General features: G+C 36.7%; 18 protein-coding genes and 1 other annotated feature. Of the genes, 6 read left to right on the top strand and 12 right to left on the bottom strand.

Features of this window, described 5'->3' with window-relative positions:
• Window positions 1-8: 8 nt before the first annotated feature.
• Window positions 9-959, bottom strand: a complete 951-nt coding sequence (locus V7108_RS21160) for a ribose-phosphate diphosphokinase (protein WP_335513908.1) — start codon at window positions 957-959, stop codon at window positions 9-11.
• A gap of 274 nt (window positions 960-1233) precedes the next feature.
• Here V7108_RS21160 and V7108_RS21155 point away from each other — a divergent pair, with 274 nt between their 5' ends.
• A complete protein-coding gene (locus tag V7108_RS21155) occupies window positions 1234-1929 on the top strand; it encodes an AIM24 family protein (RefSeq protein ID WP_335513901.1) in 696 nt (231 codons plus the stop codon).
• An 88-nt stretch (window positions 1930-2017) separates the two neighbouring features.
• Here V7108_RS21155 and V7108_RS21150 read toward each other — a convergent pair whose 3' ends face one another.
• Together V7108_RS21150 and V7108_RS21145 are read right to left on the bottom strand one after the other, a co-directional pair.
• Complete coding sequence (locus V7108_RS21150) at window positions 2018-2788, bottom strand: NADPH-dependent oxidoreductase (protein WP_335513903.1); 771 nt, start codon at window positions 2786-2788, stop codon at window positions 2018-2020.
• 225 nt (window positions 2789-3013) lie between these two features.
• The gene (locus V7108_RS21145) at window positions 3014-4720 is read right to left on the bottom strand and encodes a 2-isopropylmalate synthase (protein ID WP_335513904.1); all 1707 of its coding nucleotides are present in this window, start codon (window positions 4718-4720) and stop codon (window positions 3014-3016) included.
• Window positions 4721-4776: 56 nt separating this feature from the next.
• Window positions 4777-4996, bottom strand: a binding site (T-box leader).
• A gap of 286 nt (window positions 4997-5282) precedes the next feature.
• Here V7108_RS21145 and V7108_RS21140 point away from each other — a divergent pair.
• On the top strand, window positions 5283-5696 hold the full coding sequence (locus V7108_RS21140; RefSeq protein WP_335518815.1) for a YisL family protein: 414 nt from the start codon (window positions 5283-5285) through the stop codon (window positions 5694-5696).
• Between the two features lies 1 nt (window position 5697).
• Here the strand turns inward: V7108_RS21140 and V7108_RS21135 are convergent, their stop codons facing one another.
• The 3 genes from V7108_RS21135 to V7108_RS21125 form a co-directional block, all read right to left on the bottom strand.
• Entirely contained in the window at window positions 5698-6000 is a 303-nt protein-coding gene (locus tag V7108_RS21135; RefSeq protein ID WP_335518818.1) for an MTH1187 family thiamine-binding protein, read from the bottom strand.
• A gap of 107 nt (window positions 6001-6107) precedes the next feature.
• Complete coding sequence (locus tag V7108_RS21130) at window positions 6108-6668, bottom strand: class I SAM-dependent methyltransferase (RefSeq protein WP_335569327.1); 561 nt, start codon at window positions 6666-6668, stop codon at window positions 6108-6110.
• A 193-nt stretch (window positions 6669-6861) separates the two neighbouring features.
• Entirely contained in the window at window positions 6862-7215 is a 354-nt protein-coding gene (locus V7108_RS21125; protein WP_335515333.1) for a DoxX family protein, read from the bottom strand.
• Window positions 7216-7341: 126 nt separating this feature from the next.
• Here V7108_RS21125 and V7108_RS21120 point away from each other — a divergent pair, with 126 nt between their 5' ends.
• On the top strand, window positions 7342-7701 hold the full coding sequence (locus V7108_RS21120; RefSeq protein ID WP_335515336.1) for a winged helix-turn-helix transcriptional regulator: 360 nt from the start codon (window positions 7342-7344) through the stop codon (window positions 7699-7701).
• A gap of 35 nt (window positions 7702-7736) precedes the next feature.
• Here the strand turns inward: V7108_RS21120 and V7108_RS21115 are convergent, their stop codons facing one another.
• On the bottom strand, window positions 7737-8309 hold the full coding sequence (locus tag V7108_RS21115; protein WP_335515338.1) for a TetR/AcrR family transcriptional regulator: 573 nt from the start codon (window positions 8307-8309) through the stop codon (window positions 7737-7739).
• Window positions 8310-8512: 203 nt separating this feature from the next.
• Here V7108_RS21115 and V7108_RS21110 point away from each other — a divergent pair, with 203 nt between their 5' ends.
• Complete coding sequence (locus tag V7108_RS21110) at window positions 8513-9439, top strand: DsbA family protein (RefSeq protein WP_335515341.1); 927 nt, start codon at window positions 8513-8515, stop codon at window positions 9437-9439.
• Window positions 9440-9511: 72 nt separating this feature from the next.
• On the opposite strand, the gene V7108_RS21105 is transcribed toward V7108_RS21110, so the two are convergent.
• On the bottom strand, window positions 9512-10477 hold the full coding sequence (locus tag V7108_RS21105) for a DMT family transporter (protein WP_335515343.1): 966 nt from the start codon (window positions 10475-10477) through the stop codon (window positions 9512-9514).
• Window positions 10478-10617: 140 nt separating this feature from the next.
• On the opposite strand from V7108_RS21105, the gene V7108_RS21100 reads away from it, so the two are divergent.
• Window positions 10618-11487 (top strand): LysR family transcriptional regulator, encoded by an 870-nt coding sequence (locus V7108_RS21100; RefSeq protein ID WP_335515372.1) that lies wholly within the window; start codon window positions 10618-10620, stop codon window positions 11485-11487.
• A 74-nt stretch (window positions 11488-11561) separates the two neighbouring features.
• On the opposite strand, the gene V7108_RS21095 is transcribed toward V7108_RS21100, so the two are convergent.
• The 4 genes from V7108_RS21095 to V7108_RS21080 all read right to left on the bottom strand — a co-directional run bounded on the left by V7108_RS21095 (window position 11562) and on the right by V7108_RS21080 (window position 18058).
• Window positions 11562-12428 (bottom strand): AraC family transcriptional regulator, encoded by an 867-nt coding sequence (locus V7108_RS21095; RefSeq protein WP_335515346.1) that lies wholly within the window; start codon window positions 12426-12428, stop codon window positions 11562-11564.
• A gap of 122 nt (window positions 12429-12550) precedes the next feature.
• Window positions 12551-15481, bottom strand: coding sequence for a glycoside hydrolase family 2 protein (locus V7108_RS21090; RefSeq protein ID WP_335569326.1), 2931 nt, complete (start codon window positions 15479-15481; stop codon window positions 12551-12553).
• 370 nt (window positions 15482-15851) lie between these two features.
• Entirely contained in the window at window positions 15852-16916 is a 1065-nt protein-coding gene (locus V7108_RS21085) for an alpha/beta fold hydrolase (protein WP_335515354.1), read from the bottom strand.
• A 236-nt stretch (window positions 16917-17152) separates the two neighbouring features.
• The gene (locus tag V7108_RS21080) at window positions 17153-18058 is read right to left on the bottom strand and encodes an alpha/beta hydrolase (RefSeq protein WP_335515358.1); all 906 of its coding nucleotides are present in this window, start codon (window positions 18056-18058) and stop codon (window positions 17153-17155) included.
• Window positions 18059-18299: 241 nt separating this feature from the next.
• On the opposite strand from V7108_RS21080, the gene V7108_RS21075 reads away from it, so the two are divergent.
• On the top strand, window positions 18300-18671 hold the full coding sequence (locus tag V7108_RS21075; protein ID WP_335515361.1) for a VOC family protein: 372 nt from the start codon (window positions 18300-18302) through the stop codon (window positions 18669-18671).
• The last annotated feature ends 21 nt before the right edge of the window (window positions 18672-18692 follow it).

The following is an 18692-nucleotide window of genomic DNA, read 5'->3' as shown; positions in this document are numbered from 1 at the left end:
CTTCCATTTTATTCAAATAATGGACTTACTGCTTTTTCATGATGAATTCGATCAATTGCTTCTGACAGCAGCGGTGCTACAGATAGAATAGTAATTTTTTTCGTCTGCTTTTCATCAGTCTGTTCAATCGTGTTTGTTACTACTAGTTCTTGAATAGGTGATGATTCAATTCTATCGACAGCTGGCCCAGAGAGAACAGCGTGCGTGCAGCAAGCATACACTGTTTTTGCCCCGTACTCCACTAAGGCCTTTGCAGCATAAGTCTGTGTTGCTGCTGTATTTATTAAGTCATCAACAATAATGGCATTTTTACCTTCTACATTCCCAATGATTTCTAATATTTCGGAAACATCCGGTTCAGGGCGTCGGCGATCAATGAGGGCAATGGGAGCATTTAAAAGACTTGCCATTTTCCGTGCTCTCCCTACAGCGCCATTATGTGGTGCAACAACAACAACATCTTCGAGTCCTTTTTTCTCAAAATACTCGGACAGAATCGGAATTCCAATTAGATGATCTACTGGTATATCAAAAAAACCTTGAACCTGTGGAGCATGAAAGTCCATGGTTATAAGCCGTGTTGCACCTGATTTTTCTAAAAGGTTTGCAACCAATTTGGCTGTAATCGGTTCCCTTGATCTTGCTTTTCGATCTTGACGTGCATAGCTGTAGTACGGCACAACAACGTTGATCATTTTGGCTGAAGCCCTTTTTAAGGCATCAATCATAATAAGAAGCTCCATAATATGATCGTTATTTGGATGTGAAGTAGATTGGACAACATATACATCACAGCCCCGTACACTTTCTTCTATATTCACTTGAATTTCACCATCACTAAACTGCGTGACAGAGCTCTTCCCAATTTCACAGCCTAAAAGCACAGCCATTTCTTTTGCTAAGCTTTTATTTGAATTTAATGCAAATAATTTAAATCCTTTTTTAAGTTGATATGGCACTTTATGTCCCCCATACTTTTGTTTATTTACAATTTTTATTTCACTCATTTTCTTATTTTACATGAAATGAAGGGTTTGGAACACCCATTAATCTTTTTAGGAAAAAATAAACTAATTAAGAACATGGTTTCAAAGATTGTGTCCCTTAAGTGGTCATTCGTAAGGTTCGGTTTGGATTACACAACTACAGAATAAATTTATCATTCCTTCTATCAATTAAATGAAACAAAAATGAAAGATACCCGTAATAAAGGAATGGAAGGATGTGAGAGCTATGAACAGATACTCGATAGAAGAATTTATCCAAAAAACAGAGCAGCAAGATAAAGGCGAGGGTTTTTTTGAATTAGAAACTCCTCGGATGTTGGAGGTAAACTTAGACGGACAGGTTTGGGCAAAAGCTGGTTCAATGGTTGCTTATCATGGAGAAATAAAGTTTGTACGCGAAGGAATTTTAGAACATGGGCTGGGTACAGCATTCAAAAAGGCATTTACAGGCGAAGGCGCTTCCTTAATGAAAGCCAACGGGAAAGGGAAGTTATACCTCGCTGATACAGGGAAGAAAATTATTATCCTTAACCTCCAAAATGATTCTATTTATATTAACGGGAATGACTTACTAGCCTTTGAACCTAGTATTAAATGGGAGATTAAATTAATGAAGCGTATTGCCGGAATGCTTGCAGGCGGTTTGTTTAATGTTCGCTGCGAAGGAACCGGTATGATTGCTTTTACTACGCATTATGAACCCATCACGTTAAGGGTATTACCTGGCAGTCCTGTCATCACAGATCCAAATGCTACCGTTGCTTGGTCTGGAAATCTCATGCCAACATTTCAAACCGATATTACCTTAAAAACACTTTTAGGAAGAGGCAGCGGTGAATCCATTCAAATGAAATTCGAAGGAGAAGGTTTTGTAGTTATCCAGCCTTACGAAGAGACTTATATGAAAGCTAATCAAACATGATTTTAGAAAGTCAGTCCTCCTGTCTTCGAGACAGCGAGGACGTTTTATGTTCAATATGCTCCTATAAGAATAAAAACCAATGGAAAAACTATTCTCCTTTTCGAAAACCTTGTTGCTTCAGCATTTTCCCAACGTCTTTATAACTGTCATTTACATAAAAGGGATACATATAAAAATTAGCCATCCTTTGTGTCCAGGTAGATCCACCGCTTTTTCTTCCTTTAGTAGCCTCAAGATGGATATTATTAAGTTCTTTGATTTCTTCATTTATATCTTGATTGTACAGTTCTTCATGGAAAATGGCTGCTTGTGGTAAACGCGGTACTTGATTAGGAACTTCACTCGCATAGCCAATACATAAACCGGAAATAGGAATAACATATTCAGGTAAATCTAAAAGCTCAATAAATTCTAAAGGACTTCTCCGAATCCCTCCGATTGGGACCGTACCTAACCCCAGCGATTCTGCTGCTGTAATGGCACTTGCCAAAGAAATTCCAACGTCTACTGATCCTACAATTAATAAATCAGGATTCACCGCAGCCTTAAACTCTTTCCCTTCCATTTCACAAGCTACTTTAATACGGTGAAAATCTGCACAAAATACAAGAAATACGGGGGCTTCGATAATATAATTTTGATTTCCTGCTAGCTCCGACATTTTCTTTCTTCGCTCAGGATCGTTAATCGAGATGATCGTAACATGTTGTCCGTTAACCCACGAAGGTGCAGCTTGTGCAGAACGGATAATTGTATCTAGATCTTCTTTACGAACTTGTTTATCAGAGTATTTTCGAATGGAACGATGAGCCATCATCGTTTCTACTACTTTATTAGTTGATGTTTCATTATAATTCATATGTACCTTCCTTAGTCTAAAAATTAATATAGTAAATACCCTAACAAAAAAGTTGCTCTAATGGAAGAGCAACTCAATGAATGGAATTATTCATAGTCATTTTGAGAAAGATTGTGAAGTGCCAATTTCATAAAACAAACTTGATCACCATATAAACGATGAATTGTTTTTTTGGCAATCCTATAACATTCGTTGCAAGAAACTGGACACATACTGCTTATCTTATTATTTCACCTGGTCGGCTTCAGAATAGGAAAATATCGGTAATTGTGTACTAGTTACCATATTGTTAACTGCACTAAACAAAGCTTTCACAGAAGATGTCATAATATCCGCATCAATCCCACATCCCCAATAAACAGTACCATTGGAATCAGTAATCCCTACATAAGATACAGCATTTGATCCGGACCCTATTTCTAGAGCATGTTCTTTATAGACTAAATCTTTGTAACGGATCCCGAGTTTGCTTTGAAGAGCGTTGCTTATCGCGTCTAGTCTTCCATTCCCTTCACCGGTAATTTCAAGAATTTCATTATCCATGATGATGGATATAATGGTTTGATAATGGTCATTTTGAGTATATCGGTAATTTCTGAACTCAACTGGGGTTTTTATATTAACATATTCATTATTGAATATGTCAAAGATTTCATTTGCCATTAGTTCCTTATGCAAACGATCAGATTGATCTTTTACTTTATAACCGAAGTTTTCACGCATCTTGGCAGGTAAATCTAGTCCATAGTTTTGCTCTAAGATATAACCAATTCCCCCTTTACCGGATTGGCTATTAATACGGATAATGTCGCCTTCATACTCTCTGCCGATATCCTTTGGGTCAATTAATAGATAAGGTACTGTCCAATACTGACGATTCTCTTCCTCACGCCATTTCATACCTTTGGCGATGGCATCCTGGTGGGATCCAGAGAACGCAGTAAAGACAAGTTCGCCGCCATATGGATGTCTTTCATGGACCCTCATCCTAGTTAATTTTTCATACGTTGAAATAATCTCACGGATATTTTCAAAATTAAGTTGCGGATTTACCCCATGTGAATACATGTTAATTGCAAGCGTTACGATATCTACATTACCCGTTCTTTCTCCGTTTCCAAACAGAGTCCCTTCTACCCTCTGCGCTCCTGCAAGCATTCCAAGTTCAGCATCAGCCACACCCGTTCCCCTGTCATTATGCGGATGGACTGATAGAATCACATTATCCCGGTAATTTAAATGTTCACTCATAAACTCAATTTGACTCGCGTAGACGTGAGGCATGGACATTGAAACAGTAGCTGGAAGATTAATAATTACCTTATTATCAGAAGTCGGCTGCCAAATATCAAGGACCTGGTTACAGATTTCAAGAGCAAATTCCATCTCTGTACCTGTAAAGCTTTCAGGAGAATACTGAAACTGGAAGTTACCCTCCGTCTCTTCTGCATATTCTTTAAGCATTTTTGCACCACTTACCGCAATATCGATTATTTCTTCATTCGACATCTTAAATACCTGCTCACGCTGTGCCACAGAAGTAGAATTATAAAGGTGCACGACTGCTTTGTTCACACCTCTAAGCGCTTCAAATGTTTTTTCAATAATATGATCTCTTGACTGCGTTAATACTTGGACCGTTACATCCTCTGGAATCAAATCTTGTTCAATCAAGGTGCGTAAAAAGGCATATTCCGTTTCCGAAGCTGCAGGAAATCCAACCTCAATTTCCTTGAATCCAACTTCCAATAGCAGCTGAAAGTATTCCAATTTCTCCTCTAGGCTCATCGGGACGACTAACGCTTGATTTCCATCTCTTAGGTCCACACTACACCACGTTGGAGCCTCTGTTATGTACTCTTTCTCTGTCCATTTCAAACTTTTGACTGGGGGCATAAAATATCCTCTAGAATACTTTGCAATATTTCTCATTTTTATAACCACCTTTTCATTTTAGTTTCAAAACAATAAAAAAAGCCTATCATCTCATAAGAGACGATAGGCTTTACCTACGTGGTACCACTCTTTTTGATTCGTATCAAAACAAACGAATCCACTTTGAGACTTGATGACGGTGGTCAACCGTTAAGACCTACATATCAGCCTTACCACTCCGGGGCGAGTTGGGGAATTTATTGACTGTCTTTCACCAGCCGACAGCTCTCTAAGCAATAAATATTCCTTAATACTCCCAATCATTGTGTTTAAACTTAATCTGAATTTTCCAATTTTTATTAGTTTATACTAGATTTTAAAAAATATCAAGACCTAAAATTTGATTTCATTTTATATAAAATTTTCTTTTTATTCTATTATTAATCATTATTATTTATTCAAGTAAATTCCTACGAAATTTTTAGAAAATTTTTCAATAATATTAGTTTCCTTAGATATTATTTAAGAAAATTTCAAGGATAAATTTAGATTATATCTTCCTATTAGACTAGGTATATAGGTAATAACTTAATCAACTTAAAAAAAGGAGCATTTTCAAATGACACACGCACATTTAACCACTCTTGTATTGGCACTAATTTTTCTATTTATTATTAAAGTTCTCCATAACAAAGAAAAAAATAGTAAAATATGGAATATGGTTTTGCGGGCTTCCTACATTCTAGTCTACGTAATTGGATGTATTCTATTCTTTGCTTCCTATTCAATCCCCCTATCCTATTATATCAAGGCAACACTTGATATTATAATGATTGGTCTATTTGAAATGGTCATCGTTCGGAAACAAAAGGAAAACCCACAGATTTCATTTGGATTGCATTCTAAAATAAAAAGGAGTGTTTTAGCGGTTTATGAAGATGCCGCTAAAAACTCCTTTAGTCATTTTAAAATTGGGTTGGTTAATAATTTAGTTTACATAATTTTATTATTAGGAACCTATGTATCATTCTAATTTATAATTTTGCCTGTACCGACTGTAGCTTTCGCTCCATTGTATTTTCTTTGTCGCGCCGGTCATCAATTCGAATATTTGTACATACACGTTGTAAGCCTTTATTAAATGGTACTTCATGAAGTTCCTGAACAATCTTTAGTAGTAGTGTTAAATCACCTTCAACAAGTGTACTCATTGGAGTTAACTGATATTTAACTTTCCCTTCATACTGTTGAAGAACTTTTTGTATCTCAGCTACATACTCACTGACACTTGGAGTGCCTGTCCCTACTGGAATAACAGTAATATCTACAATAGCCATCCTTCTACCTCCTGCTTCTTAATTCCTAATTAGGATATCATGAAAGTAGTCTGAACAAAAACTTTCGGAGCATTTTTAAAAATTGGCCTTTTAAAGTATATTCTTGATTATCGTTTCTGACAAAATATCGATTGCCATCCCTCTTGTTCATTTTCTTCAAAATAAATAACTTTCCAATCTCTAAATTCCTCTAACAGTTCATTCGACCTCAGTTTATATTGATCGGATACACCTTGGCCTTCAGTCTCAGGCGATTGATAGAAGGTTTCCATAAAAAAATAACCACCTTCTTTTATACTGCTTTTAACAATCGGAAATAGTGCCCGGTCAAGGTAATAGGTTATGACCATTACGTTATAGGCATTCAGCCAATTTTGAGCATTTACGTTGGTAAGATCAGCTACCTGAGGTTGAATAGCAAGATTTTCTTTTGAAGCCTGTTCTTGAATATAGTTGATCGCCACATCCGAAATATCCATTGCCTTAACCTGATAATCACTTTGAGCAAGCAACATACTATTACCGCCAAGTCCGCAAGCGATATCAAGCGCTGTGCCTCCTTCTTTAAAATAGGCAGCCAGTCTTTTTAACCTTGGATTTGGTTCAGGTTCCTTCAGTTGATTTATTCGATCTAGATGTTTACTATTCCATTTGTCTCTCGTATTCATTTTATTTCTCCTCATGTAGGTATTAATAATAATAGATTACCTCCAATTCTATTTTCAGACAAGTTTTAATAGATTGGCAGTTTACATAATAATATTATTTATATGATTACATCAAAAAGAAAAGCCGCCAACTTGGCAGCTATATAGGTTGAACCATGACCAATAAACAATGACGGGACCATCTAAACTCCGCCTAAAAGCGTCCGATTGCGACAAATAGAGCTAAAACAAATAATATAATATTCATCCCAATGGCCTGATTTTCCTTCCTCTTGATATGAAAACCAGCCGCCAGAATCATGATGACACCCAGCCCAAGTGCCGCAATCGGTGTTAAGATAGGGGCAATTCCCAGAGCATAAGGAAGAATCAACCCAATTGCTCCAAGCACTTCCACTAATCCGATAAAAACAACCAACCCTTTAGAGGAATCCTGTACCCAAGGCATGCTGGCTTTTGCTTTTTCATAAGTAAAAGCTTTAGTAGAACCTGCAAATAAAAACATCAAACCCAATATGATTTGAACAGCCCATAATGCAATATTCATCTTAAACCAATCCCCCTTATTAAAATTTCCCTTCTGAGTATATAGTAAGCACCAAGGAATACATTTAGAAGTAGGCACTTTAATGTTCCATAGTATCCAAAAAGATACCTAAAGGGGGAAAAGCAAATGGGTCATGATTGTAAGGTTGAAACTGCACTCGATATACTCGTTGGAAAATGGAAGCCTGTTATTCTTTACCATATTTTATCTAATGGAACATTACGTTTTAACGAACTGCATCGATTGATCCCTGATGTAACCAAAAAAATGCTGACATCCCAGTTAAGGGAATTAGAGCACCATGATATTATCAATCGTAAAATTTATGCACAAATCCCTCCAAAAGTTGAATATTCCATGACAGAATATGGAAAAGGACTCATGCCACTTCTAGAGTCCATGCACAATTGGGGTTTGGCACACATCGAACATTTAAATGAGATTTATGGGAAAGAGAAAGTGAAAAAGCAATCACAAAAGAGCTGAAATGGCTCTTTTTTGTGCTACAAGATATTATAAATCTATGACAATTTAGAAGTAAAATTAATCCCGCTCGTAATGTAAGGAATGGCTGATTTAATAAATTCCTCCGGAGCTATCGTATGACTGTTTCTTTTCCATTCTACAGAAGCTCCGTAAATTCCCCAGCTTAACATGACTGCCATAACCCTGAGGGCTTTCTCATCATCCGTTGAATGTTGTTTTACTAGTATTTTGTAAAAGATCAACTCTAGTTGTTCCCTAATGATACGGGCGATTGTATCTTCGTATCCTCGATGGCACCGATTAGATAAAGATTTTTGAAAGTTCGTGATTGCTTTAAAGATATTTACAATCACTTCTTCATTTAATTCGCTATGCTGATAGACAGTGGAATCCAAATTAATTAACAATACCTCTGATAGCACCTTCTCTAAAAGATCGTATATATCTTCAAAATGATAATAAAAAGTGGCTCGATTAATCAGTGCCTCAGTTGTAATATCCTTAACTGTTATGTCCTTAAACTCCTTTTTTTCCGAAAGTTCAATAAAAGAATCCATGATTAATTTACGGGTACGCAGAACTCTGGGATCCGTCTTTGTTTCACTCATATCAAAATTCCCTCCGACTTTTTTAACATTTATGCAAATGTGTTGGATAAACGACATATCCAACGAACTATTGGTATTGATTGCTTTCATTATCGATTAAAATAAAACTATGCAACAATGGGAACTTCCTTAACTAAAGATAATTGTATCAAAACATGAATTAAACTTCTAAAATTTGACTTAAGAAAGTGAGGAAAAATGAAATGACGAACAATAATAATTTGATTTGTGATTTAGAAACGGGTGTGTGTGGTGTACCTGGAGAGGAAGAAATGGAGTTCATTGACCTGAATCCAGAAAAGAAAACGATTGACCTTTATTATGTAACAGATCCAATCTGTTCGCATTGTTGGGCGCTTGAGCCTACCCTTCGCCGTTTTGAAAAACAGTACGGCCATTATTTCAACTTCCATACGGTGATGGGTGGATTGCTTGAAAAATGGCATGATGGACCCATTGATCCTGCAAACGGTATATTTAAACCTGCAGATGTCGCAGGTCATTGGCGAGAAGTCGGAGAGTATTCACGCATGCCAATCGATGGATCACTCATGGTTGACAATCCTGTTCAATCATCCTTCCCTCCGTCTCGCGTCTTTAAAGTGATTCAAAAACATCATAATGATGAAAAAGCATTTGAATACTTACGCCGTGCAAGAGAAGCACTGTTTGCCTTTAATCAAAATATTGCTGAGAAAGCCGTTATGATTGAAATCGTAAACAATATAGGTCTTGATGGAGAAGCGATTGTAAAAGAAGCCGAAGAGCAATCCGGACAGCAATTATTAAATGAAGACTTCGCACTTGCAAGAAAACTTGGTGCTAGAGGTTTTCCAACCATTATCATGATAAATGAGGAAAATAAGGGAGTAAAAATTGTTGGCAGCCGTCCGTTAGAAAACTATGTGAACGGATTATCTAAAGTTCTAAATGGTGAAGAGCCGACTCCGAAACAACAATCATCTCTTTCGGACTTACTAGCTACAGAAAAACTACTATTCTCAAAAGAAATAGAAGTCATGTATGATTTAGAGCAATCTGAACTACAAGCATTTATTGAAAAAGAATTAACTCTTTCTACTTACGAAGAAAATGAAGTGCTTGGTGAAAAATATTTTGTAAAAAAATAAATGATCCAGAATAAGATAAAAAATGCCAGGCGCCTTCCTCTTTTAGGATAGGTGCCTGGCATTTTTTGTTTTTTATGATACCCGCTCATGTAATTTAGTTTGAACCACCTGTTTGTATCCCTTCTTTTGCAGCCTTACAAAAATATTGTTTGCAAGTAGTGAAAGAATGATCAAGACAGTACCTAGAATGTCAAACATCGTTACGTCATTTCCCTGATAGATCGAAATGACGAGTGTGGTTACGGGGACAAAGTTAATGAATAAAAGTGAATTAATTGGTGATAAAATACTTACACCAATGTTCCAACCGAGAAGTGCAATGAGGCCAGGAAATAGAATCATAAACAGTAAATGCGGACTTGTTGCTACAATTACTTCTTCTGTTGGAAAAGATACATATCCAAACAATGTTGCTGCCGCTACAATCACAACCGCTGTTAACGTTCCAAGTAAGCAGGTTAATGTTGAATACCGCAAAACGGACCAACCTCTAAACTTACTCCCACCCATCGTGTAAATAACCCATCCAATGACTGCAATAAAAATGAGTATGGTAGGAATGAGCGCATCTGTTGCACCTAAAAATGCTTGTATATCACCTTTTGTAATCACGAATATTGCTCCGATTAATGATACGAGAACACATATAAAAGTAAAGGAATAAGGTCGTTTATTAAAAATCATCCAAACAATTATAATGGAAATCATCGGCATTAAGGACTCCATTATGGATGCAACCATTACGCCTGATTCACCCATTAAATCTTCTCCCCAGAAGATAAATAGATTATAAACGGTAAATGCCATTGTTCCAAAGAACCATAATGACAGACCTTTGCCTTCAAATCGAAAAGCTTGTTTTCCTTCTTTCAAAAAAAGCATTGCTGTCAAAATAACAGTAACAGCACCATAACGAATGATGGTAAAGTAAAAAGGATCAATATGTTTAAATGCAGCATGAGCGACCGGAAACATCGCTCCCCATGAAACGGCAGCAATAAAACATAAAAAAGCTCCCCATAATACATTATTTTTCACATTCCATCAGCCTCTCATAATTATTAGTAGATAGATTATCTATCTTTTTTGATATCTTGTAAAATCATTAATAATGATGATTTACCATCATTATTTGTGATATCATATAGTTAAGAAATTATTCAGAGGGGCGATGAATGGTGGAATTTAAAGACCTGGAGATTTTTCAATTGGTCGCAGAGAAAGGGACGATTACTGCAGCTGCAGATGAATTGAATTACGTGCAATCAAATATTACATCTAGAATTCGCAGGTTAGAAGCTGAAATGAATACGCCACTGTTTAATCGGCATCGACGAGGGATGAGTTTAACACCTGAGGGAAAAAAACTATTAACCTATAGTAAAAAAATATTATTATTAACGGAAGAAATGAAAAATGCCGTTCAAACGAATAAAGAACCGTCTGGGAAATTAGAAATTGGTACAATTGAAACCGTTATTCATTTACCAAAAATATTGTCTAGCTATATTAAAAAATATAAAGATGTCGATTTATCGGTATTTACGGGAGTTACAGAAACATTAGTGGAAGATGTATTAAATCATAAACTGGACGGTGCATTCATTTCAGAAATGGAAGTACATCCCGACCTTGTGTCCCATGAAGTGTTTCAAGAGGAACTGGTTTTAATCTCTGATACGCATGTTTCCAATTTAGAAGAAGTAAAAGAAGAACCTATTTTATGTTTTAGCAAAGGGTGCGGATATCGAGCACGTTTAGCAGAATGGTATAAAGATCAAAACATTACTCCAAAAAAAATCATGGAATTCGGAACATTAGAAACCATCTTGCGGAGTACTGCTATGGGACTTGGCGTTGCCTTCGTTCCAAAGTCAGAAGTTAAACAATTAGAAAATGAAGGACTCATTCAATTTCACAAGGTTCCAGAAAAATATAGTAAGATAAAAACTGTTTTTATAAGAAGGGCCGATACGTACTTAAGTCCAACGATCGAAAAATTTATTGAAACCATCGAGTCTAGTAAACAGAGTAATCTTTTTAAATAAAAACAAAACAAGCAGTATCCCTTAATCAATGGGTACTGCTTGTTAATTGTAAGGCTATTTATCCTAGTATCCTATCACAGCTTTTTCCTGTATGCACTGGGAGATTCTCCAAGATTTTTTTTGAAGAATCGGCTGAAATGGGCTTCACTCTCGAAGCCGCATTGGTTGCATAACTCTTTTATCGTTTCGTTTGGATACATTTTTAATAAATGAAGGGATTGGGTTAATCGATACTGCATTACGTACTCCATAATCGTGTATCCTGTCTGTTCTTTGAATAAGTGAACCAGATAGGATTTACTAATATTGAGTTCCTTTGCAATGTGATCAAGATGAAATTTTTGATTATAATGGTCCTGAACATAGGTTGCGATTTGTTGAACATATTCATTTTGCTCATCCAAAAGGTTCTCCGTTTCCGTCATTTTATAATCTATTAATTTTTGAATCGTCAATAATAATTCAACTAGAATGATTTTTAATTCCGTTTCCTCTTCTAATGGATTCGGAAGTTTTAACAAATCTTCCATCTTAATGACCAACTCTAAAAGAACACTTAACAACAAACCATTATTTGTTCGATACAGAGTGTAATGTTTCTTTCGAAATGGATCTAAAAGATACTCACTGTTAAGAAATTTCACTAATGGTTCAATCCACTCCGGAGAGAATTGAACAATACTCCGCTCATACCGCCATTTATCTCCTATTATGGAAGGTTTATGTAATTTACTTCCGTCCATTACAATGATATCGCCTGGCAAAAGGTCATAGATCTTATTGTCAATTAAATACTTACAATTTCCATTATGAAAAATAAAAACTTCATAATAAAAATGGGTATGGAAGTCAAGTTTCTGAGAAACCCCTTTTTGGTGTGCGATGGAGAATACTTTATATTTACGAGGATTAGAGGTTTGAATTTTACGATTACTTTCCAAAAAAACACCCTCTTTTTCTCTAAATATCATCCAGAAAGAAATTATTATTTACTAGATGAACTACTAACCATTATACACAAAGAAAGATGAAGGAAAAATTATATCCTTCATCTTCTCGAAAATTATACAGTTTTTCTTTCTTTTACAAAGACAACATACATATTGCTGTTGTTTTCATTTGTTTCATCCTGATTTCCGCCAAGAGTTAGGGTAGTACCAGCCTTAACTGATTTTTCATAAACGGTGTGAAGTATATCATGTACGATAATTTTTTTATTTGTTTCGAGATATTCATCAAGCAGCCATTCAGGCCGGCTAAGACGATCATCGTGTGCAATAAACACATCTGCGTCCTTCGCTACTGTTAAGTGCATTAGGTCTAATGCTTTATAGTTTGTTTCATTGTTGGCAACTTGGATATAGTCACTGCCAAGTAACTGCTCCAAGAGGAACTGAAACTCATATTCCCTATCATTGTATATCCTGTCCCCAATATTGACATTTGTTTTGACACCGCCAATTTCTTCAATTCCAGAATAGGAAAAGTCGGTAATCAACTGGGAACCTTCCGCATCACTTTCAAAAGATACCTTGTTTTCTTCTGGACCATTACCAAGCGGCGGCTCTTGTCCAAGCACAAATTCAGGCAATAAAGGAAACTCCGTTGATAAACCATTCTGAGATGGAACTGGGATGGATGCAATTTTTAACGCAGCTGTTTTCAACCCGTCAATGACACCAGTTACGTGTATGGTTCCAGGAGTAAGTGTTGAGCGAACAGCCACTCGATTAATCCCTGCTTCGATGTCCAAATAGGTATGATTGGTTGTTCCTTCTTTCCCGCTATTATAGCCACCTCTCCAAATCGCTTCCCCTTCAAGTGTAAAATCAATCCGGCCTTCATAGGTTGGAACACGATTTCCTTCAGCATCCACCACTTCGGCATCAATTAAAAAAACATCTGCCCCATCGGCCTTAAGTCCACCAGGACCGGTTATCTCTGAAAGCTTAACTGCCACAGGTTCACCACTGGTTTTCTTTTCATCTGTTGCAACGACCACATTATTTTTATCATAGGCAACTGCTTTAATGGTTCCTGTCTCCCACCCTATATTTTCAAAGGTGAACAAATAGTTATCACTTTTCGAACCAAAGCCTTGTGATTTACCATTCACAATCAGTTTAACCTGCTCGGCATTGGACATGATGTAAATGTTTTTTACTGTTCCTTTTGGATAGTTCCAGTGACCGATGATGTATACTTGTGGGTCTTCCCGATAAATGGCTTTTGTTGTAAAATACGCTTCTTTCGGCAGCATCACACCATCAACCTGTCCACTTACTCTGGACACTTCTGAATAGACACGCCCATGACTGGTTGAATCGGAAAAAATCCAGTTCGCTCCACCACAATGGGCAGGATGACTAATCTTCAGAAAGTGCTTTGCTTGATTTTTGGCAAATTCTTCTGAAGTGAGATTATAAGCAGACCCAGGTGCCGTTTGATAATTTTCATAGCCTGGGGTATGTCTGTCCCAAACGCGCCTTGCAGCTTCTTCCCGATTGTATTCTCCCTCGACGACGGGCTTGCCTTTACTCTTTAATTCCCAACTTCCTTCCGTACCAATGGAGAGATCAATATATTTAGCCATATCCAAGTTTGACCGTCTATGGGCGTAGGCGCGCATTCCCTTTGGATCCCAAGTCTCGGCAATATTTTTTAAGGTCACAGCTTCCTGATCCGGAACACTTTGATTTCCGCCTTCCCATACTAGAATGGAAGGATGATTACGGAAATAAATAATCATATCACGGAAGGCTTCTGCACGAATCTTATACGCTGCATCACTGTAGACTCCTCCAACTGTGCTTCCTTCACCATCCACACCAGGCTGAATTGTAACCAAGCCGTATCGATCTGCAAGTTCAACATCAACCGGTGCACCAGCTGAGTGACCCCAGCGAATGAAGTTTCCTCCTGCATCTTTCATTAATTTAAACATAAAGCCATGCATCCAATTCGGATAGGCAGTCCCGAGTCCAGCCCATTCATTCGTTGGCCTTTGACCCCAGCCTTTTAGCTTCACATTCTGTCCGTTGATAAAAAATCCTTGATCACTGGTAAATTCAAATGTTCGAATTCCTAGCGGGGTATCATAGGTGTCCACTAATTTTCCCTCTGTATAAAGCTTTGTTTTGACTGTATACACATAAGGGTATTGCGGAGACCATCGGTGTGGGTGTTCCAATAGATCGGTTGCACCGAAGATAACTTTGTCACCTGGCTCAATCGTTTGCGTATTTTTCAATTTAAGTACGATTGTCCCATCCTGTTCGATTACTTCTGAAACACAATCAACCTTTTTGGATGTTTGGTGCTCATTGGCCACTTCCACCTTAACGGTAACGACAGCACGATCTTCAGTAATGTTTGAAGTATATACATACGTTCCTTGAGTGTTTAAAAAACTATATAAAGGCAGTGTGATGTGCAGCTTATCTTTAATATGAAGAAACACATTTCGCCAGATACCGCCATGTGTGGGATGCCAGTGGGAGTCATGCCAGCTTAGGACATCATCAGTGCCATCCGCTTTATATGGAAATGTATTATCAACCATCACGGATAGCACGTTTTCCTGATCTGAACCGAAGTTTATTAAAGGGGTCAAATCATACCCAAATGGAATAAACCCATTCTCACTTTTCCCATCTAGTTTCTTTCCATTAAGAAAAACTTCAGCGGCTTGACGAATACCTTCAAATTCGATAAAAATCTTCTTATCTTTGTACTTATCTTCTAATATAAAGTACTTCCGGTACCACGTTTTGCCTGTGAACATGCTCCGTTCGCCATTATGTCCACCTTCCATATAATTATCAAAAGTATCAGTCTCATTATAAGTGTGCGGAAGACTTACAGTGGTCCAGTTTGTATCATCAAATTTTAGATTTTTTGCTTCTTCTACATTTTCTTTAATAAACTTCCATTCAGTATTAAAGTTTAATTTATTAATGTTGTTAAATTGATTTTCAATTTTTTCGGTTAACATTGTTTGCCCCTCAACTATTTTTTGAGTCAATTCTGAGCAGCCTCCTTTTTTAAAACCATATACATTAATGAATAAAAGTCACATTAATGCCTATTATTTTCACTTCAATCTTTCACAATTGTCCCTGATTTTATCAACTGTTAGGACAAATGTTACATTCATTTTAATCCACCAAAGAAAAGAAAGCGTTAGCTCAAATAATTGAAATACGCCAAAAACTTGACTGAGATAACTATTTTGGATTAGTAGAAAAAATACGTACAACTCTAGAATGTAAATAAAAATGAGAACATCACAAAAGACCCCATATAAAAAGACACACACAAAAGATGGAAAAAATCCACATTTGCGTGTGTTTGCATTGTTCGAACTATTTTATTTTAGTTGACCGTTCTGCCAGCCACGGTTCAATGGCAAATGCAAACTGACCGGTTAAACACAGCGATACATGCCCCGCTTCCACTTGCTGATAGGTTTTATCGTCACTTGAAATAAGATCCATAACAGGAAGGGTTTGTGATTCTAATACTAATTCATCCCTTTTAGATGAAATAACCAGTGTACTGCATGTAATGGCAGATAAGTCTACCTTATGACCGCCAATCTTCATTTCACCTTTGACCAGTTTGTTGTTTTTATATAATTCATTGAACATTTGCTTAAATGCTGCACCTGAAAATGTAACGGCGTCTTTCATCCATTTGTCCATTCTCCGCCATTTCTCTACATATCTGATATCATGTGCACGAGTAACCAGGTTTATCGTTGGACCGATATTATAGCCTTGCAGTGCCATAAAAACAGCGTATAAAAACTCGGAAGGGATGACTTCGTATGCATCTGCCAACCTGTCAAAATTAAGTGTACCGTCTTGGATGGCTTTTACCCATTTATTAGGAACAATGACATCGCTGTAGTCAATCGGAACTGCAGCCAGTACTAGATTTTTGATTGGCAGATCCGTCATTGAGGTTAAAATAGCAGATAGTGTTCCTCCTATACAATACCCTGCTAAAGATATTTCTTTTACACCTGAATGCCTTAGTGCCCTTTTTATCGCAACTTCTAAATAATCGAAAATATAGTTATCTAAAGTAAGATCCTTATCTTCTAACCCTGGTGAACCCCAGTCCAGCAAATAAACATCGTACCCTTTTTTAGTAAGGTTTCCAATGACACTGCCTTCCTCAGAGATATCTAGGATATAGGCTTTATTTAATAGGGAATAAACCATGAACAAAGGAGTATGATACTTCTTAATTTGTGCTGGATGGTACCACAAAACAGATTTATTTTTTTTCCATACTGCTTTTCTAGGTGTAGACTCAATTTCAGGCTTTGGTTCACTAAAAACTTTATAGATCGTGTTCCACCGCTGTTGCTCGGTTTCAAGATTGAGTATAGGGATATTTACGAGTGATTTAACCGCTATCATATATTCCACCTTCACCCTTTATTTTGCTGTCAGATCTGGTTCTTTTTTAACTTTCTGCAGATAATATTTTTGTGCTCTTCAACGCATGATTTTAAGTTATCTTTTCGCCACCTCTCAAATGAATGAATAATCATTCATTGCCTATTACTTGTATTTTACATTGAAAAATAGCAGCTTACAATAGGACAAATTGAAGATTCAGAAAACAAACACAAAAAGTTTAATGTAGTTTTTGACTAATTTACTTTGAATATTTTCCTAATGAATTGACCGATTTCCCTCGTAGCTTTTTTTGCTTCAGGTAATCGATTACTAATTTGCCAAACATGCCACATTCCATCCCAAACTTTGAAATGGACATCTACCCCTGCTTGACGAGCTTTATCTGCTAACAATTGGGCATCACTTAACAAAATTTCAATACTTCCAGCTTGAATAAACATTGGTGGACATCCACAAAGATCAGCAAATATTGGAGAAATGAAGCAATTGTCAAGAGACTCATCAGCCGCATAAAGCTGAGCAGTTTTCTGAACAAGATCGCACCTCAAATACGGATCTTTTTCGCTGTTTTTCCTGTAGCTATCACCGGAGCTTGTTAAGTCTACCCAAGGGGAGAGACATACTAGCGCCGCTGGAAGTGGTTCATATTGATCTCGTAACACAAGTGTTGCTGCCACCGTTAGGCCTCCTCCTGCAGAATCACCCGCAAATATGATATTGGAGGATGAATAACCCTGATTTAGAAGCCATCGATAAATGGTGATAGTATCTTCTATAGCAGCAGGAAATGGGTGCTCAGGTGCAAGTCGGTATTCAGGAAGAAGGACTTTTACACCAGCTTCAATCATAATTCTTGCAGCCAAGGAGCGATGGGTATCTGCGGAACAATAACTATATCCTCCACCATGCAAATAAAGAATTACTTTACCTTCCTTGGTCTGATTGTTTGAAATCCATTCAGCGTAAATCCCATTAATTTTAATTGGATCAACGTTACTGTTTTTTGGTAGTTTGGAGAATTTCCGAGCAAAAGTATCAATAATTTTTCTGCTTTCATTAATATCCTTTTCTTCCAAATTGAGTTTTTTTGCACCCACATTAATACCTTTTTTTATAAAATAACTAGAAACACTAGGCAAAACAGTTCTCCCCTTTTTTACAAGACTAGCTAGGAATAACGATAACTATTTCTCTTACATCTAATTTTACCAAAAAACTTTTTTAGACGAATAGGTACTTATGACAATTTATTAAAAGAAGAACCTTTGTGCTTTACGAATTTTCTATTTGTGAATAAGAACTTCATATTCATTTGTTGTTTTTCGTATTTTACTAATTTATACTCAATTATGTAAAGTTTTCCATTAAAGGAGGAAAAAAATGAAACTCGGCGCATTTTCTGTAAGTTTAACCGTTAAAGACATACATAAATCAAAAGAATTTTACGAGAACTTAGGGTTTTCATCCTTAGGAGGAGATATTTCTCAAAATTGGCTCATTATGAAGAATGACGATACCATTATTGGACTTTTCCAAGGAATGTTTGATAAAAATATTCTTACGTTTAATCCTGGCTGGAATCAAAATGCTGAAAATCTTGAGTCGTTTACAGACATACGAGATCTTCAAAAAGAGCTAAAAGCAAAAGGGATGAAATTGCTGACTGAAGCAGATGAAACTAGCGAAGGACCGGCACATTTTACACTTGAAGATCCAGATGGGAACCAAATTCTCTTCGATCAACATCGATGATAAAGAAAAATTGAAAACCAA

It is taken from the genome of Neobacillus vireti, assembly GCF_036962345.1.
Classification (GTDB): Bacteria; Bacillota; Bacilli; order Bacillales; family Cytobacillaceae; genus Neobacillus; species Neobacillus vireti_A.
This window is presented reverse-complemented; position numbering and strand designations above follow the sequence as displayed.

Excerpts from the sequence above, each read along its gene's own strand:
- V7108_RS21110 (WP_335515341.1), top strand. The coding sequence starts at position 8,513 with ATGACGAACAATAATAATTTGATTTGTGATTTAGAAACGGGTGTGTGT.
- V7108_RS21135 (WP_335518818.1), bottom strand. The coding sequence starts at position 6,000 with ATGGCTATTGTAGATATTACTGTTATTCCAGTAGGGACAGGCACTCCA.
- V7108_RS21075 (WP_335515361.1), top strand. The coding sequence starts at position 18,300 with ATGAAACTCGGCGCATTTTCTGTAAGTTTAACCGTTAAAGACATACAT.
- V7108_RS21150 (WP_335513903.1), bottom strand. The coding sequence starts at position 2,788 with ATGAATTATAATGAAACATCAACTAATAAAGTAGTAGAAACGATGATG.
- V7108_RS21115 (WP_335515338.1), bottom strand. The coding sequence starts at position 8,309 with ATGAGTGAAACAAAGACGGATCCCAGAGTTCTGCGTACCCGTAAATTA.
- V7108_RS21155 (WP_335513901.1), top strand. The coding sequence starts at position 1,234 with ATGAACAGATACTCGATAGAAGAATTTATCCAAAAAACAGAGCAGCAA.
- V7108_RS21125 (WP_335515333.1), bottom strand. The coding sequence starts at position 7,215 with ATGAATATTGCATTATGGGCTGTTCAAATCATATTGGGTTTGATGTTT.
- V7108_RS21090 (WP_335569326.1), bottom strand. The coding sequence starts at position 15,481 with ATGTTAACCGAAAAAATTGAAAATCAATTTAACAACATTAATAAATTA.
- V7108_RS21120 (WP_335515336.1), top strand. The coding sequence starts at position 7,342 with ATGGGTCATGATTGTAAGGTTGAAACTGCACTCGATATACTCGTTGGA.
- V7108_RS21140 (WP_335518815.1), top strand. The coding sequence starts at position 5,283 with ATGACACACGCACATTTAACCACTCTTGTATTGGCACTAATTTTTCTA.
- V7108_RS21130 (WP_335569327.1), bottom strand. The coding sequence starts at position 6,668 with ATGAATACGAGAGACAAATGGAATAGTAAACATCTAGATCGAATAAAT.
- V7108_RS21085 (WP_335515354.1), bottom strand. The coding sequence starts at position 16,916 with ATGATAGCGGTTAAATCACTCGTAAATATCCCTATACTCAATCTTGAA.
- V7108_RS21145 (WP_335513904.1), bottom strand. The coding sequence starts at position 4,720 with ATGAGAAATATTGCAAAGTATTCTAGAGGATATTTTATGCCCCCAGTC.